Here is a 16069-nt window from a genome sequence, read left to right as displayed (position 1 = left end):
CTCCGACGGCGGCTGGGCGGGGGTCGAGAAACTCCTCGGCGACGCGAACGCGACGGCCACACGCGCGTGGCGCGACGACCGGGCGGTGGTTGGGCGAACTCGGTGACTCTGGTGAGCCTCGGGGTTCGGGGCTCGATGCTTGTGGCTCGGGACTCAGGGCCCGAGGCTCGGGTGAAATCTTCTTCAACTCCGCCCCAAGGCTTGGTCTTTGCGTAACGGCCCGTTACTTCTCGGAGTTCCCACCCGCCCCAGCCGCAACCGCGGGCTCGGGTTCCGCGCGGTCCGCCGGTACGGCCTTCTGGAGGCTGCTTCCCTCGACGTCGAGGTCGGGGAGGATCCGGTCCAGCCAGCCCGGCAGCCACCAGGCACCCCGGCCGGCCAGCGCGAGGACCGCCGGTACGAGCGTCATGCGGACGGCGAAGGCGTCGATGGCCACGCCGACCGCCAGGGCGAACGCGATCGGTTTGATCAGGGAGTCGTCCAGCGGGAAGAACCCGGCGAAGACGGTGAACATGATCAGGGCGGCGGCGGTGACGACCCGCACGCTGTGCCGGGCGCCGTCGACGACCGACTGCCGGGCCCGGCCGGTGTGGGCCCATTCCTCGCGCATCCCGGACACGAGGAACACCTCGTAGTCCATGGCCAGTCCGAACAGCACGCCGATCAGGATGATCGGCAGGAAGCTGACGACCGGACCGCTGTGCGGCACGTCGAGGACGTCGGCCAGCCAGCCCCACTGGAAGACGGCGACGACCAGACCGAGCGAGGCGCCCACCGAGAGCAGGAAGCCGACTGCGGCCTTGACCGGGATCACCAGCGACCGGAAGACCATCATCAGCAGGAGCAGGCTGAGGCCGACGACGATGGCGACGAAGGGCAGCAGGGAGTCGCTGAGCCGGTTGGAGACGTCGATGTTGACGGCGGTGGTGCCGGTGACCACGATCGAGGCGCCGGTGGTGGCACGGAGGTCGGACGCGGCCGAGCGGATGTCGCGGACGAGTCGGTCGGTACGGACGCTGTCGGGACCGGAGTTGGGCAGCACCGTGACGATGCTCTGTGCCGGGTCACTGGTGAGCCCGGGCGGCAGGACGGCCTTGACGTTCTTCAAGGTCCGCAGTTTCGCGGCCACTTGGGCGCCGACCTGTGAACTCGTGGCAGTCGTACGGTCGTTGGTCTCGGCCAGGACGAGCAGGGGCCCGTTGAAGCCGGGGCCGAACTTGTCGCTGATCGTGTCGTAGGCCGTGCGCTGGGTGGAGGCGTGCGGGGCGGAGCCGTTGTCGGGGAGGGCCAGGCGGAGGTCGGCGGCGGGCAGCATGAGGGTGACCAGGATGCCGGCGACGGCGAGCACGGTCAGCAGCGGCTTGGCGATGACCCACTTGGTCCAGCGGGTGCCCAGGGTGGTGCGGCCGGTGGCTCCCTCGGCGTCGGCGGCCCGCCGGGCGGCACGGGTGCCGGGCTTGGGGGCGAGCCGGGTGCCGGCGAATCCGGCGACGGCGGGGACGAGGGTGATCGCGGCCAGGACCGCGATGAGGACGGCTCCGGCGGCTCCGAGCCCCATCGTGGTCAGGAACGGGATGCCGATGACGCTCAGCGCGGCGAGCGCGATGATCACGGTGGTACCGGCGAAGACCACGGCGCTGCCCGCCGTGCCGACGGCCAGCGCGACGGACTCCTTCGGGTCGGTGCCGCGGGCGAGTTGCTGTCGGTGGCGGGAGAGGATGAACAGCACGTAGTCGATGCCGACGGCCAGGCCCAGCATCAGGGCGAGTGTGACGGTCGTGGAGGAGACGCTGACGGCGGGCGCGAGGGCGAGCAGCCCGGCCAGGCCGGCCGCCACGCCGATCAGTGCGGGCAGCAGTGCCATGCCGGCGGCGAGCAGCGAACCGAACGTGACGACGAGCACGAGCAGCGCCACGGCCACGCCGATGATCTCCGACGGCCCGATGTGAACTCCCTTGCTGCTGAAGACGGAACCGCCCACCGACGTCCGCAGCCCGTCCTGCTCCGCCGCGCGGGCCGCGTTCTTGATCGCGTCCACGGACGAGGTCCGCACCTCCGCGGTCTGCACGCGGTACTGGACCTGGACGATCGCCGCCGTCCGGTCGGCGGAGACGGCTCCGGCGGTGCGAGGGTCGACGACCTCGCTGACCTGGGGCGCCTGCTCGGTCTCCGCCACGGTCCGGGCGATGACCGCCGTGTAGGGGGCTTCGGTGATCCGGTGCCCCTCGGGCGCCGTGAAGACGATCTGGGCGCTCGCGCCCGAGGCTTCCGGAAGGGTCTTGCCCAGGCTGTCCAACGCCCGCTGCGACTCGGTGCCCGGCACCGAGAAGCGGTCGTCGAGCTTGCCGCCGAAGACGCCGACGCACGTGATGAGCGCGGCCAGCGCGAAGAGCCATATGCCCAGGACGAGTTTGCGGTGCCGGTAGGCGCTGTGGCCCAGCCGGTGAAGGAGGACAGCCATGACTAACTCCCTGGAACGGGGCGGAGGGAAAAGGGGTACGGGAAGGAACGCCGACCGGACACCGGCCGCGTGACGGGGTTGCGCCGAGGGGCGTCCCGATCGATGGGCTCGACTTTATCACTCGCTCAAGTCGAGCGACCCAGTCGTTCAACCGTGATGCACGTCTCCCCTGGAATAACCGCAGCTCAGAGCCACAGTTCAAGCGACAAAACCATTCGACCTTGTCGACCGACAATGTCATGTGTAGGTTGTGCGGCAACCCCTTCAACGCCGTGAGCCAAGGAGTGACCATGCCCAGTACGCACAGCACGCGGGTCGACGTCGTCGTGATCGGCGCCGGGCTGGCCGGACTCACCGCGGCGCGCGAACTCGTCGCCGCGGGCAGGTCCGTGGCCGTCCTGGAGGCCCGTGACCGGGTCGGCGGCCGGCTGCTCAACCACGACCTCGGCGACGGCCAAGTGACCGAGATCGGCGGGCAGTTCGTGGGCCCGACGCAGGACCACATCCTGGCGCTGGCCAAGGAGGTCGGCGTGGCCACGTACGAGGCCGCCGTACCCGGCGAGCGGGTCTACGTCCGCGACGGCAGGGCCAGGCGGTTCGCGGGGCACACTCCCCCGGACCTCCTCGCCCTCCCGGACATGGGCATCGCCCTGGCCCGCATCGGCCAGGCGGCGGGCAAGGTGCCCCCGGCGGCTCCGTGGCGGGCGCCCAACGCCCGTGACCTGGACGGAATGACGTACGAGACCTGGCTGCGCAAGGCCGAAGTCACCGGCGACGCCGTCGACTTGATCAACATCTTCCTCAACTCCGCGTACGGCGGCGAGGCGCGCGACGCGTCGGCGCTGTTCAGCCTCTGGTACGTCTCCACGTTCGGCGACGAGCTCCACCCGGGCACCATGGAGCACGGCACCGGCACCTCCGGCGGTGCGCAGGACAGTCGGTTCGTCGGCGGCTCGCAGCTGGTCACGACCCGGCTGGCCGAGGAACTCGACGGCCGCGTCCGGCTGTTGGCGCCGGTCCGGCGGATCAGCCAGGACACCGACGGAGTCACGGTGGTCTCCGACGCCGGCGACTGGCGGGCCGACCGCGTGATCGTCGCCGTACCGCCGCACCTCGCCTCGCGCATCGTCTGGGACCCGCTGTTGCCGCCGCAGCAGGACCAGCTGTTCCAGCGGCTGCCGTTCGGCACGCTCATGAAGTGCGTGGCCGTCTACGACACCCCGTTCTGGCGGGCCGAGGGCCTGTCCGGGATGGGCCTGCTGCGGGGCGGTTCGCCGATCCGCGAGATGTTCGACAACTCCCCGCCCGACGGCGGACCGGGCGTGCTCATGGGGTTCCTCGGCGGCAAGGAGTGGCGCAAGTGGGCCCACCGCCCGGCGGGCGAGCGCCGGGGCGCGGTGCTGCGCTCCTTCGCCCAGGTCGTCGGGGAACGGGCCTACGACACCGTCGACTACGTCGAGCAGGACTGGACCGCCGAGCAGTGGACGCGGGGCGGCCCGACGTCCGTCGCCGCCCCCGGCGTGCTGACCGAGTACGGGGAGTGGCTGGGCCGGTCGTTCGGGCGCGTGCACTGGGCGGGGTCCGAGTTCTCCCCCTACTGGAACGGCTTCATGGACGGCGCCGTCCGCTCCGGCCGGCACACCGCCACCGAACTCCTGCACCGGAGCTGACCGGGATCAGAAGCCAGAACAACGAGAACAGCGAGAACCGCGAGAAGGAGAACCGCTCATGACCACGTTCCACGTCACCGAATGCGCCGTCGTCGACGCTCCCGTAGAGCGCGTGTGGGACGTCGTCGCCCGCACCGACCGGTACGCCGAGTGGGTCGCCGGCGTCATCGAGGTCACCGACCACCACGGCATCGCCACCCTCGGCAGGACGTACGCCGAACGCAACCGCACGCTCGGCCCATTGCGCACCGACTCGGTGTGGACGGTGGTGGAGATCGATCCCCTGAGGCGCCGTGTCGACACCGGGGTCGGGTTCACCCCGCTGAAGGACGTGACCAGCGTCTTCGAGTTCGAGCCGACCCGGGGTCCGGACGGGAGGGAGGCCACGCGGATGACCTACCGGGTGGAGTACGTCATCGGTCTCGGCCCGATCGGGCTCCTGCTCGACCGGATACAACAGCCGGGCATGCGCGCGAACATGCGTGCCTCGATGGCCGACCTGAACACCTTGATCCGCTCCGAGGCCCTCAACACGCGCGCCTAGCCCTTCAGTACGTCCGAGGTGCGCTCGACGCCCCCTGGGAAGGGGGCGTCGGCATCCGCTGTCCGCATCGGTCGGTCCGGGGTCCGAGGTCAGGTCCCCCAGGTGATGAGCTTCAGCGTGGAGCTCGCCGTCCGGACGGCGGTGAGAAGGTTCTGTCCCTGTGGGTCGACCAGGGCGGGCAGGGCGGCGGCGCCTGCGAGGTCGTCGCTGTCTCCCCACCTGGTCACCGTTCCGGAAGCGTTCACCTGCCAGAGAATGACCTTGAGATTTCCCGTCTCGGTGACGACGGGGGTCGCCAGCCGTCCGCCGGGCGCCGCACCGATGTCGTGGCCGTTGGTGATCCCGGCCAGTTCGCCGCTGTCTCCGAGCCGCTGGATCACGCCGCTGGGCTGGACCCGCCAGGTGATCAGCTTCAGGGTGTCGGACGCGGTCTTGACCGCGGTCACCGCGACTCCGGACGGGTCCATGAAGACCTTGACCAGCCTGCTGTTCCCTGCCTGGTTCCCGCTGTCTCCCAGCCGTTGCACGGACTGGTCGGTGACGCGCCAGAGAATCAGCTTGAGATTGTCGGATCCGTCCCGCACGGCGGTGAGGACCAGCCGAGTGTCGACGACGGCCATGTCCACGTCGCGGACCTCGCCGGCCTGGGTTCCGCTGTCCGCGAGCCGGGTGAAGGAACCGTCGGGCTTCAGGCTCCAGACGATGACCGAAAGGTTGCCGCTGCCGTTGCGACAGGCTGTCGTCCAGAGCAGTGGACTCGCCGGGACGACCCGGATCAGCGTGGCCACGCCCGCCTGGTTCCCGCTCTCCCCGCGCCGCTGTATCGAGGTTCCGTCATCGCTGACGGACCAGCTGATCAGCTTGAGATTCCCCGCACCGGTCCGGCAGGCCGTCACGAACCGGTCGCCGGTGGTGGAGCGGGCGAGGTCGATCGACGTGGCCGCACCGGCCTGCTCGGCACTGTCCGCCGTGCGGCTGACGGAGCCGTTCGCGTCGAGGCGCCATCCGATGAGTTTCAACGTGCCGGCCTGGGTGCGGACGGCTGTCAGGGCGTGGGTGTCGTTGATGCGCGCGGCACTGATCTCACCGACGAATCCCGCCTGTTCGGCACTGTCGCCCCGGCGCTCCAGGGCGGGGTAGAGGCGCCTGATCCCGTCGATGTCGTCCTGGGTCAGGCCGCGGCGGACTCCGCCGTAGCTGGCGAACATGACAGCGCCTGTGACGGCCGAGTGATCGAGGCCGAGCAAGTGGCCGATCTCGTGGAGTGCGACGGTCTCCGCGTCGAAGGTCTGCGCGGTGCCGGTGAGACTCCATGTCTCCGCGTCGTCGTAGTGCAGCGAGCCTGCGTTCGCTCCGCCGCACGGCGGCGGATAGAAGGCGTGCGCCAGCGTGTTGCCGACGCCGTCGAACGCGGAGCCGTCCCCGTGGTCTCCGGCGTGCCAGCCGATCGCGAAGTCCGAGATCGCCGTGCTGACCTGTTGGAAGCGCACGCCACGCAGTACGGCGGCCCAGGTGGCGAAGGCGCGCTGGACGGCCGCGCGTTCATCGTTGCCGTTGATGTCGCCGGTGCCGTTGGTGAACCTGTAGGTGAAGTTCAGTTTGGCGTAACTGCATCCGCGCAGAACGAATTCCGCGCTCGTCCCCCGACGTGCGGCATTGACGGTGGGCAGGTCGGGAACTCCGCAGCGCGGTTGCTCGAGTGCGTCGACGGTGCGTGGATCCAGTTCACCTGTCTCGCTGATTCCGCCGATGTTCTGGAACATCCGAAGTGCGTCACTCGTGGCGTCGTCCAGTACTCCGGGCGTCACGGTGGTGGTCAAGTACCCGTATTTCGTCAGGTACTTCTGTAACTTTCCGACTTCTTGGTGCTCATCGCCGTGGTGCAGTTCTTTCACGTCCAGTGTGAATCGCTGAGCCGTCATGTGACTCATCCCTTTCGTTGCGTGAAGACTCCTCTCATCGATGACGGCGGCATAGAGCCGGGAACGCGTAGAAAAGCCGGACCCCGCAGTGCGGAACGGGGCCCTCGGCACCACGGCCGCTGTAGTGCGCTGTGAACTCGGGTGCCCCACCCTGTCGTCAGCTCACCGGTACCGCCACCAGCTCCAGCCGCCCCCCGGCCATGGCCACCACGGCGGACACGAAGGCCTGGAGACAGGTGCGCTCGGCCTCCTCGTCGGGCAGCGCGAGGTGTTGCAGTGTGAGCCCGTCGAAGCCGGCGAGGAAGAACCGCGCGATCGCCTCGACGGGCTGGGCGAGGGGTTGGCCCGTGCGTTCGGCCGCCTCGGTGATCAGCTTCGCCGTCACCTCGGTCACTCCTCGGTAGTGCGTTTCGAGGGCCTCGCTCAGCGCGGGCGAGCGGAGCGCGAACATGGTGAGTTCCGTGAGGAGTTGATGGCTCGCGGGCTGTTCCCGCACCGTCCGCCACAGCGCGGCCACCAGCGCGCTCGCGGTCTCCTCGAAGCCTCCGTCGGCCGGCGCCGCCTGCTCGACCTGAGCCACCAGATCCTGCGTGAGCTGCTCCATGACCGCGAGGTACAGCCCTTCCTTCGTACCGAAGGTGTAGTGCACCGTGGCCTGGGCGACCCCCAGCTCGGCGGCGATGGCACGCGTGCTGCCGGCCGCGACCCCCTCCCTCGTCATGAAGTCGATGGCCGCTTTGATGAGCTGGGGGCGGCGCTCGGCCGCGGAAACGTGAGCCATACCCCCATCATACCGACTGAGTCTCATGAACAAGTCGTCCGAACAAGTCGGGATGCTCTCAGCCTGACGCCCGTGACCGCGCCACGGCCGCTGAGGTCCGGTCCCTGGCCGCGCGGGTCAGTTCGCGCCGGACGGCGGGTGCATACGTTTCCTGCAACGCCCGTGGGACGGGACGACAGAGGAGGCAGGCTCGTGACGGAAAGCCAGTTGGACACGTGTGTGATCGGGGCGGGGCCTGCCGGGCTGGCCATGGCCAGGGCGCTGGCGGAGCGGAAGCTGCCGTACACGCATCTGGAGCGGCACTCCGGGCTCGGCGGTATCTGGGACATCGAGAACCCGGGCGGCCCGATGTACGAGTCGGCCCACTTCATCTCCAGCAGGACCCTGTCGGGCTTCGGCGGTTTCCCGATGCCCGACCACTTCGCGGACTACCCGCCGCACCGGCAGATCCTGTCGTATCTGCGATCCTTCGCCGACGCCTACGGACTGACCGACCGGATCGAGTTCGGTGTCGGGGTGCGGAGCGTCGAGAAGAACGCGGACGGCACGTGGACGGTCGTCAGGGCCGACGGGCGGGAGAGCCTGCACGGGCAGGTCGTGGTCTGCACCGGCTCGCAGTGGCACCCCAACATCCCTGAGATTCCAGGTGAGTTCAGTGGCGAGATCCGGCACACCGCCGGCTATCGCAGCGCCGAGGAGCTGCGCGGCAAGCGGGTGCTCGTCGTGGGTGCGGGGAACTCCGGCTGCGACATCGCGTGCGACGCGGCCCGGACGGCGGACCACGCGGTGATCAGCATGCGGCGCGGGTACTGGTTCATCCCGAAGCATCTCTTCGGGCGGCCGGTGGACACCATCGCCAACAGCGGGCCGCATCTGCCGATGTGGCTGGCGCAGCGCGTCTTCGGCGGACTGCTGCGGATCGTCAACGGCGACCCGACGCGCCTGGGACTACAGAAGCCGGACCACAAGCTCTTCGAGACGCACCCCGCCATCAACTCGATGCTGATCCACCACCTCCAGCACGGCGACATCACCGCCAGGCCCGGCATCACCCGCGCCGAGGGCAGCACCGTGCACTTCACGGACGGCACGAGCGACGACTTCGATCTCGTCCTGCTGGCGACGGGCTACGTCCACAAAGTGCCGGTCGCGCAGCGGTACTTCGGGGACGAACAGCATCCCGACCTGTATCTGTCGTCGTTCTCGCGCGAGCACCAGGGCCTGTTCGGGATCGGGTTCGTCGAGACCAACTCCGGTGCTTACCAACTCTTCGACAGCCAGGCCCAGTTGATCGCCGGGTATCTGAACGACACGCGTCACGGACTGCCCAACGCCGAGCGGTTCGCGCAGCTGATCCGCGCCGACCGTCCCGACCTGTCCAGCGGGCTGAAGTTCGTCGCCTCGCCCCGCCACACCGGCTACGTCGACAGCGGGGCGTTCGTGAAGTACCTCGGCAAGGTCGCCCGCCGGATGGGCTGGCGCACCGAGGGCCAGGCACCGCCGGCGCGGTCCGCCGCCCGGCGCGTGGAGGCGACGGCATGAGCGGGAGGTTCGACTTCACCGACAAGGTCATGCTGGTCACCGGCGGCGCGGGCGGCATCGGCAGCGCACTGTGCCACCGCTTCGCCGCGGGCGGCGCGCGCTGTGTCGTCGTCGACATCGACGGGGCCCGTGCCGAGAAGGTGGCCGCCGGACTCCCCGGCGCCGGCCACACCGGTATCGGCTGCGATCTGCTCCAACGCCCCGAGCTGGAGCGGCTGTTCGAGCGGGTCGCCGATGACTACGGCCGTCTCGACGTGCTGGTGAACAACGTGGGGATGACCAGCTCGGAGCGCTTCGACGTCCGCAGCGTCGAGAGCATCGAGCAAGAGATCACCCTCAACCTGACCTCCCCGCTGGTCGCGACCCGGATCGCGATCCCCCTACTGAAGGCCTCGCGCGACGCCCGCGTGGTCACCACGGTCTCCCTCGGCGGGATCTTCCCGCTGGGCGAGACCCCGATCTACACGGCGTCCAAGTTCGGGCTGCGCGGCGCGATGCTCGCCATCGGGCTCGACCTGCGGAGCAAGGGGATTCTCGCCGGGTCGGTGCTCCCGTCGGCGACCGACACCAGGATGCTGCGCCAGGAGGCCGTGGACGGCGGCAACTCCATGCAGTTCCAGGACCCGCCGCAACAGCCCGCGCATGTCGTGACGGCCGTCGTGAGCCTCCTCGACAGGCCCCGCCTGGAGGCCTACCCGCGCTCCGGCGAGTCCCGTCTGGTGCGGTTCGCGATGCTCGTACCGAACCTGCTGCCCAGGGTCTTCCCGCTGTTCCGCAGGCGCGGCGACCGCGGCATGGCCCGCTATCTGGAGGAACTCCGCCGCCGCGGACTGGCCCGACAGACCGACGGACGCTGGGAGTTGGTGGAGGAAGCATGACCAGGAACGACACGCTGCACATCGTCGACCCCGCCACCGGCGAACCGATCACCACCCTCCCCGCCGCGAGCGCCGACGACGTCACCAAGGCCGCCGAACAGGCCCGGCGTGTCCACGACTCCGGGGTGTGGTCCCGGCTTCCGGTCCGGGAACGCGGCGCCGTACTGCTGCGCCTGGCCGACCTGATGGAACGCGACGCCGAGCTCCTCGCCCGGCTCGACAGCGAGGACGCGGGCAAGCCCATCACGGAGTGCCGTACGGGGGACGTACCGGGGGCGATCGAGGCGATCCGCTGGTTCGCCGAGGCGGCGGACAAGGTCTTCGGCCGGGTCGCGCCGGGCGGACCCGACGCCCTCGGACTCGTCACCCGCGAACCGGTCGGCGTGGGCGCGGCGATCCTCCCGTGGAACTACCCCCTGGCGATGGCCAGTTGGAAGATCGGCTCCGCCCTCGCCGCGGGCAACTGCCTGCTGGTCAAACCGGCCGAGGCGACCCCGCGTTCGGCCCTGCACCTGGCCGCACTCGCCACCGGAGCCGGCCTGCCCGAGGGCGTGCTCACGGTCCTCCCCGGCTACGGCGAGGAAGCCGGAGCGGCCCTCGCCCGCGACCCCCTCGTCCAGGCCCTCTCCTTCACCGGCTCCACCACGACCGGCCGCCACATCCTCAGGGCCTCCGCCGACAGCAACTTCAAGCGCGTCTCCCTGGAGATGGGCGGCAAGAGCCCACAGGTGCTGATGGCCGACGCGCTCTCCTACGGCGACGAGCTGATCGGCGACATGATCGAGGCCGCGTTCCTGACGATGGGGCAGAACTGCACCGCCGGTTCAAGGGTGTTGGTGCACCACAGCATCGCCGAGGAGGTCGTGGAGCGGTTCACGGCCGCGGCGAGGGCCCTTGTCATCGGCGATCCGGCCGACCCGCGCACGCAGCAGGGGCCGCTCATCAACCGCGCCGCCTTCGACCGGGTCGCCGGTGCCGTGGATGCCGCCCGGGCGGCCGGCGCCCAGATCCACACCGCGGGACTCCCCCACGGGCTGCCCGCGCGCGGCGCCTACTACCCGCCCACCGTGATCACCCGCGCGCCCGCCGAAAGCGCCGTACTCACAAGGGAGTTGTTCGGTCCCGTGGTCACCGTCGAGACCTTCGCCTCGGAGGACGAGGCGGTGCGGATGGCCAACGCCACCGAGTACGGGCTCGCCGCCTCGGTCTGGACCCGCGACCTCGACAGCGCGCTGCGGCTGGCCCGGGGCATCGAGGCGGGCGTGGTCTCCGTGAACGCGTACAGCGAGGGGGACATCACCACTCCCTTCGGCGGCTGGAAGCAGTCCGGGTTCGGCGGCGCGGAGAAGTCGACGAACGCCTTCGACCAGTGGACGCGGGAGAAGACGGTCTGGATCCGCACCCGTTGAGCGAGTCATCCCTACCCGTTGAGCGAGCCAGGGCGTAAAGCGCCCTGGATCCCGACCGGTTGACGGCGTCACGCGCGGTGCGTCGCCGCCCGGAGCAGCTGCTCCCGCAGCTGGACCGGAGAGGTGCCGTGCCAGCGGCGTACCGCGCGGCGCAGGGCGCGTTCGTCGGAGAATCCCGCGCGGCGGGCGATCTCACGGAGCGTCAACTCCGGGCGCAGCAGCAGCTGTTCGACGCGTTCCCGGCGTACGCCCTCGGCCAGTGCCTCGTACGTCGTGCCGCAGTCGGCGAGTCTGCGGCGCAGTGTCCGTTCGCTCGTCGCGTGCCGTCGTGCCTGTTCGCCGAAGGACGGGATCACCGGGAGGCTCTGCGCGACGGACACCTCCAGGACTTCGAGGAGGTCCTGCTGGTCGGTGCGGGAGGCGAGTTGGGCGTCGAGGGTCTCCAGGGTCGAGGCGTAGGTCACCGGGTCACGGCCGGGCATCCGGGCGCCGGCCCAGGCCGGGTCGATGACGATGCGGTCGGCCGGGGCGCGGAAGCGGACCGGACAGCCGAACAGGGCGCCGTAGAGCTCGCGTTGGCGGGGTGGCGGCGAGGAGAACTCGACCACGCGCGGGGCGAAGTCCGGGCCGACGGCGAGCCGGGAGAGGGTGACCACGGAGGCGAAGCCCTCCTCGATGAGGAAGGTCGCCACGCTCGGGTCGATGGCGGGGTCGGGGAGTTGGGCGCGCAGGACGAAGGCGCCGTCCTCGCCGAGTCCCGTGGACCACACGGTCATCGCGCCGGAGAGGTTCTGGTAGTTCACGCCGGTCTCGATGGCGTGCCGCAGGGTGTCGGCGGCCAGCAGCGCGAAGCCGAGCAGGCCCCATGCGGTCAGGTGCTGTGCCGCGCCGACCTTGAGGCCCAGCCGTTCGTCCCCGGTGAGTTCCACCGCGTGCCGGATCACCGCGCTGCCCTGCCGGTACGACACCCGCAGCGCGGCCGAGCGCATGAGGGTGTCGTCCAGGCCGACCTCGCTCAGCAGGGGCCGCAGGTCGACTCCGCGTGCGTCGGCGACGATGACGAGATAGCGCAGGATGTTCGGCTGGATCGTCGCCGACGTGCTGCGGCTGGTCCCGTGCGGGTCCTCCGGGGCCGGGACAGGGAACATCGCACTCACCTCCTCGTGGGCGACCACCGTAAGCATCCGGACATCATCGGTCGTATCCCCTGGCCGCCGAAGTCCCCTCAACGGCCCCCGGCGTCCTCCGTCCGTCCCGCCACGGCTGACTACGGTCTGTGCATGTCAGTCAGCACTCCGGGCCGGGCGCGGGTCGAGCGCCCCGCCGACAGGGCAGGTGCCCGAAGGGCGACGACCCTCGCGTTCGCCGCGCAGGGCATGTCCGTCGCCGCCGTGTACACGACCGTCCCCGCCGTCACCGAACATCTGAGGCTGTCCCCGCTCCTGACCACCGCCACGCTGGTCGGGGTGGCCCTGACGGCGGGGGTCGGCAGCTTCCTCGGACTGGCCGCGGTCCGCGTCGCCGGGCCCGTCGCCACGATGCGCGGGGCGCTGCTCACGGCCGCCGTCGCGCTCACCCTGATCGGCTGGGCTCCCGGCCCGCAGACCGTCATCTGCGCGTACGTCCTGTTCGGCCTCGCGGTGGGCGGCCTCGACGTCGGCATCAACACCCGGGCCGCCGCGATCGAGCGCGCCTACGGCCGTAGCGTCTTCGGGTCGTTCTACACGGCGTGGAGCGTGGGCGGTGTGCTCGCGGCCCTGCTCACCGCCGGGGCGGCCCGGCTGGACCGGCCGGTGGGCGACGGCCTGGCCCTACAGGCGGGCATCCTGTTGGCCGTCGCCGTCTGCCTGCGGACGCACACCCTCCCCTCCGTCCAAGTGCCTTCCGCACAAAGGCCGTTGGGACGCCGTCTGTGGCTGCGGCTCCTCCCCTTCGGGCTGGTCCTCCTCGTCGTCTACGTCGTGGACTCGACCGTCTCCGCCTGGTCGGCGGTGTATCTGCGACAGACTCTCGGCGCGTCCCTCGCGGTGGCTCCGATGGCGTACGCGGCGTACCAGGCCGGCACGGTCGTCGGGCGGGCGACCGTGGACCGGCTGGTGCAGCGGGTCGGTACGGTCGCCGTCGTGCGCACGGCCGCGCTGGTGGTGGCGGGCGCCCTGGTGGGCGTGGCCACGGCCCCGAGCTGGCCGTTCGCCGTGCTCGCGGCGGGAGTTGTGGGGCTGGGGGCGTCAGTGCTGGCCCCGCTGTGCCTGGCCTCCGCCGCGCGGCTGCGGCCCGGCGCCGCGGAGACGGTGCTGGCCCGGCTGAACCTCTTCAACTACGCGGGCGTCGTCACCGGCGGCGCGGTGAGCGGACTCCTCGGTTCCACCGGCGAGTTCCGGCTCGCGTACGCGGCACCGGCCGCGCTGGCGGTGCTCGTGCTGACCGGTGCCCGCCACTTCACTCAGCCGCCGGGGACATCCGGGGCATAGGAAACGAGCCAGGCAATGGGCGGGAAATGGCCAACCCATGGGCAGGCGGCAATCGGTAGTTCAACCGGCGCTGCCAGCGTCGCGCCCATGAACACTCCTCGCATGGGCCTTCCCGACCGGCTCGCCGACACCCTGAGCATGCCCGAGCAACACGAATACCTCCGCCGCGCCTTCTCCCGCCGCGGTCTGCTGCGCGGTGGCGCGGTCGCCGCGGCCGGGGTCACCCTCGCGGGCGGCTCCGCCGGTGTCGCGTCGGCGACGCCCACGCTCGTGCCGGGTTCCACCACGGCCACCGTGCACGGTTCGCTGGTCGCGCCGTTCGGCCGGCACATCGCCTACGGCGCCGATCCGCGGACGCAGATGAGGGTGTCGTGGCAGGTGCCGCTCCCGGTGCGGAAACCCTTCCTCCGGATCGGCAGAAGCCCCCTCGACCTGAGCCACCGCATACCGGCGGAGGTGCGTGACCTGTTCACTCCGGCCGGGATCGGCAAGAGCGCCGACACCGACCAGTACTACGTGCACGCCGCGCTGGACAACCTGAGCCCCGACACCACGTACTACTACGGCGTCGGCCACGACGGCTTCGACCCGGCCGACGCGGGCGCCGCGCACACCATTTACTCCTTCACCACCGCGCCCCGCACGCACAGCACCCGGCCCTTCACGTTCACCGCCTTCGGTGACCAGAACCCGAGTTACACCTCGATCGGCCTCAACGCCCTTGTCCAGGCGCAGAATCCGGCGTTCCATCTGCACGCGGGCGACATCTGCTACGCGGAGGAGACCGGGCACGGGCTGCCCGGGGACGCGAGCAACTACGATGCCCGCCAATGGGATTCGTTCCTCGCGCAGATAGAACCGCTGTCGAGCCGGGTGCCGTGGATGGTGGCGTTCGGCAACCACGACATGGAGTCCTGGTACTCCCCCAACGGCTACGGCGGCAACGAGGCCCGGTTCACCCTCCCCGGCAACGGTTTTGACGCCACGTCAGCTCCCGGCGTCTACTCCTTCGTCCACGGCAACGTGGGGGTGGTCTCGGTCGACGCGAACGACGTGTCGTACGAGATCCCCGCCAACAAGGGCTACACCGGCGGCAAGCAGACCGCCTGGCTCGACAAGCGGCTCACCGAGCTCCGGGCCCGTACGGACGTCGACTTCGTCGTCGTGTTCCACCACCACTGCGCCTTCTCGACCACCAGCTCGCACGCGTCCGAGGGCGGGGTGCGCGAGCAGTGGGTGCCGCTGTACGAGAAGCACCAGGTGGACCTGGTGGTCAACGGCCACAACCACGTCTACGAGCGCACCGACCCGGTCGTCCAGGACAAGGCCGTACGGACCCTGCCGATCGGCGGAACCCACGAGCCGGCCCGTGGCGGTGTGGTGTACGTGACGGCGGGCGCGGGCGGCGAGAGCGTGTACAACTTCCCGGTCGCCGACAGCTACGAGGGTCACGAGGACGCGATCGACTCGGTGCCGACGTACTGGACGGGCAAGGACGGCCAGGTCACCGAGAACGTCGACTGGTCCCGGGTCCGCTACACCGGCTACTCGTTCATCCGCGTCGACGTCGAACCCGCCACGCCTGGCCGCACGACGACCCTCACGGTACGGGCGCTGGCCGCGACCGGCGCCGAGGTCGACCGCTTCACGGTCTCCCGCAAGGTCAAGAAGGCCGGGCACGGCTACTAGCGGAACGTGGAGCGGTGGCCACCGACGCCGTGTCACGGTCCGCACCGAACGGTGACCGGACCAGCCCAGGATCAAGCGCGGGTCGCACCCCGGACCAAGCACCTCGTCGACGCCACCGGTCCGCAACACCCGTCCCGCCCCGTCGAGTTGGTACTTCGGCAACGGAATGCGGGCCGCTTCATCGACCTCCGCGAGAGCGTCTTTCACGGCCCACGAGCCCCGCCTCGCCGATCCAGCGCCGCAGGTCGTCCGGGGTGCCCAGCAGTTCCGTTCCGAAAAAGCGCACTCAAGGACCATCCTCCGCTGGTCACAGGCTCGCGGACCCCGCCGCCCGTCACCCCACTGACAGGTGCCCCCAAGAACTCGGCTCCAGCCCCGGGAAAAGGGAAAATACCGGTTCCGAACCGTTGGTATGCCATTCCCGAAGCGGTCTTCCCCAGCATGGGAAAGGTCAGCGGATCTCGCTGACATCACCCGAAACCACTGAAACGGGAGACCGTCATGGCCAAGAACATCGAGTCCGCCGACGCGGAGTTCGTCCTGTCCCTCCAGGGCATGGAGATCGAGACCCCCACCAGCTCCATCGTCTTCAGCTGCAGCTCCTGCGCCATCACCAGCTGCTGACCCGTACGCACACACGGCGGTCCCGGGCGGCCTCGCCCGGGACCGCCGACACGGTCGAAGACACGGACGCGGGACACA

12 protein-coding genes are annotated in these 16069 nt (G+C 70.3%); 8 read left to right on the top strand and 4 right to left on the bottom strand.

Annotation, left to right across the window (positions count from 1 at the left end; all coding sequences use genetic code 11):
- Window positions 1–223: 223 nt before the first annotated feature.
- Complete coding sequence (locus tag ACNFOC_RS06855; protein ID WP_416957675.1) at window positions 224–2461, bottom strand: MMPL family transporter; 2238 nt, start codon at window positions 2459–2461, stop codon at window positions 224–226.
- A gap of 290 nt (window positions 2462–2751) precedes the next feature.
- Here ACNFOC_RS06855 and ACNFOC_RS06850 point away from each other — a divergent pair, with 290 nt between their 5' ends.
- Together ACNFOC_RS06850 and ACNFOC_RS06845 are read left to right on the top strand one after the other, a co-directional pair.
- Window positions 2752–4131, top strand: coding sequence for a flavin monoamine oxidase family protein (locus ACNFOC_RS06850; RefSeq protein WP_416957673.1), 1380 nt, complete (start codon window positions 2752–2754; stop codon window positions 4129–4131).
- Between the two features lie 58 nt (window positions 4132–4189).
- A complete protein-coding gene (locus ACNFOC_RS06845) occupies window positions 4190–4675 on the top strand; it encodes an SRPBCC family protein (protein WP_416957671.1) in 486 nt (161 codons plus the stop codon).
- Between the two features lie 89 nt (window positions 4676–4764).
- On the opposite strand, the gene ACNFOC_RS06840 is transcribed toward ACNFOC_RS06845, so the two are convergent.
- Entirely contained in the window at window positions 4765–6597 is a 1833-nt protein-coding gene (locus ACNFOC_RS06840) for a matrixin family metalloprotease (protein ID WP_416957669.1), read from the bottom strand.
- 157 nt (window positions 6598–6754) lie between these two features.
- The gene (locus ACNFOC_RS06835; protein WP_416957667.1) at window positions 6755–7378 is read right to left on the bottom strand and encodes a TetR/AcrR family transcriptional regulator; all 624 of its coding nucleotides are present in this window, start codon (window positions 7376–7378) and stop codon (window positions 6755–6757) included.
- A gap of 192 nt (window positions 7379–7570) precedes the next feature.
- Between ACNFOC_RS06835 and ACNFOC_RS06830 the strand changes: the two genes are divergently transcribed.
- From ACNFOC_RS06830 to ACNFOC_RS06820, 3 genes are read left to right on the top strand one after another with little or no spacing between them, the layout of a single operon-like run.
- Entirely contained in the window at window positions 7571–8920 is a 1350-nt protein-coding gene (locus tag ACNFOC_RS06830; protein WP_416957665.1) for a flavin-containing monooxygenase, read from the top strand.
- Window positions 8917–9798, top strand: coding sequence for an SDR family NAD(P)-dependent oxidoreductase (locus ACNFOC_RS06825; protein WP_416957663.1), 882 nt, complete (start codon window positions 8917–8919; stop codon window positions 9796–9798). Before ACNFOC_RS06830 ends, ACNFOC_RS06825 begins: the two co-directional genes overlap by 4 nt.
- Window positions 9795–11207: an aldehyde dehydrogenase family protein gene (locus ACNFOC_RS06820; protein WP_416957661.1), complete on the top strand. Its 1413-nt coding sequence runs from the start codon at window positions 9795–9797 to the stop codon at window positions 11205–11207. The genes ACNFOC_RS06825 and ACNFOC_RS06820 overlap by 4 nt, the downstream gene beginning before the upstream one ends.
- A gap of 68 nt (window positions 11208–11275) precedes the next feature.
- On the opposite strand, the gene ACNFOC_RS06815 is transcribed toward ACNFOC_RS06820, so the two are convergent.
- Entirely contained in the window at window positions 11276–12355 is a 1080-nt protein-coding gene (locus ACNFOC_RS06815; RefSeq protein ID WP_416957658.1) for an AraC family transcriptional regulator, read from the bottom strand.
- 132 nt (window positions 12356–12487) lie between these two features.
- On the opposite strand from ACNFOC_RS06815, the gene ACNFOC_RS06810 reads away from it, so the two are divergent.
- The 3 genes from ACNFOC_RS06810 (at window position 12488) to ACNFOC_RS06800 (ending at window position 15991) form a co-directional block, all read left to right on the top strand.
- Entirely contained in the window at window positions 12488–13678 is a 1191-nt protein-coding gene (locus ACNFOC_RS06810) for an MFS transporter (RefSeq protein WP_416957656.1), read from the top strand.
- Between the two features lie 87 nt (window positions 13679–13765).
- Complete coding sequence (locus ACNFOC_RS06805; protein ID WP_416957654.1) at window positions 13766–15367, top strand: purple acid phosphatase family protein; 1602 nt, start codon at window positions 13766–13768, stop codon at window positions 15365–15367.
- Between the two features lie 501 nt (window positions 15368–15868).
- Window positions 15869–15991, top strand: coding sequence for a hypothetical protein (locus tag ACNFOC_RS06800; RefSeq protein ID WP_416957652.1), 123 nt, complete (start codon window positions 15869–15871; stop codon window positions 15989–15991).
- Window positions 15992–16069: the final 78 nt, after the last annotated feature.

Source organism: Streptomyces colwelliae, assembly GCF_048158785.1.
Lineage (GTDB): Bacteria > Actinomycetota > Actinomycetes > Streptomycetales > Streptomycetaceae > Streptomyces.
Note: the sequence above shows the minus strand (reverse complement) of the source record. Positions and strands in the feature narration are given on the sequence as shown.

Bases quoted from the DNA above. Each gene is read 5' to 3' on its own strand.
- ACNFOC_RS06855 (WP_416957675.1), bottom strand. From the start codon at position 2,461: ATGGCTGTCCTCCTTCACCGGCTGGGCCACAGCGCCTACCGGCACCGC.
- ACNFOC_RS06850 (WP_416957673.1), top strand. From the start codon at position 2,752: ATGCCCAGTACGCACAGCACGCGGGTCGACGTCGTCGTGATCGGCGCC.
- ACNFOC_RS06845 (WP_416957671.1), top strand. From the start codon at position 4,190: ATGACCACGTTCCACGTCACCGAATGCGCCGTCGTCGACGCTCCCGTA.
- ACNFOC_RS06840 (WP_416957669.1), bottom strand. From the start codon at position 6,597: ATGACGGCTCAGCGATTCACACTGGACGTGAAAGAACTGCACCACGGC.
- ACNFOC_RS06835 (WP_416957667.1), bottom strand. From the start codon at position 7,378: ATGGCTCACGTTTCCGCGGCCGAGCGCCGCCCCCAGCTCATCAAAGCG.
- ACNFOC_RS06825 (WP_416957663.1), top strand. From the start codon at position 8,917: ATGAGCGGGAGGTTCGACTTCACCGACAAGGTCATGCTGGTCACCGGC.
- ACNFOC_RS06820 (WP_416957661.1), top strand. From the start codon at position 9,795: ATGACCAGGAACGACACGCTGCACATCGTCGACCCCGCCACCGGCGAA.
- ACNFOC_RS06815 (WP_416957658.1), bottom strand. From the start codon at position 12,355: ATGTTCCCTGTCCCGGCCCCGGAGGACCCGCACGGGACCAGCCGCAGC.
- ACNFOC_RS06810 (WP_416957656.1), top strand. From the start codon at position 12,488: ATGTCAGTCAGCACTCCGGGCCGGGCGCGGGTCGAGCGCCCCGCCGAC.
- ACNFOC_RS06805 (WP_416957654.1), top strand. From the start codon at position 13,766: ATGAACACTCCTCGCATGGGCCTTCCCGACCGGCTCGCCGACACCCTG.
- ACNFOC_RS06800 (WP_416957652.1), top strand. From the start codon at position 15,869: ATGGCCAAGAACATCGAGTCCGCCGACGCGGAGTTCGTCCTGTCCCTC.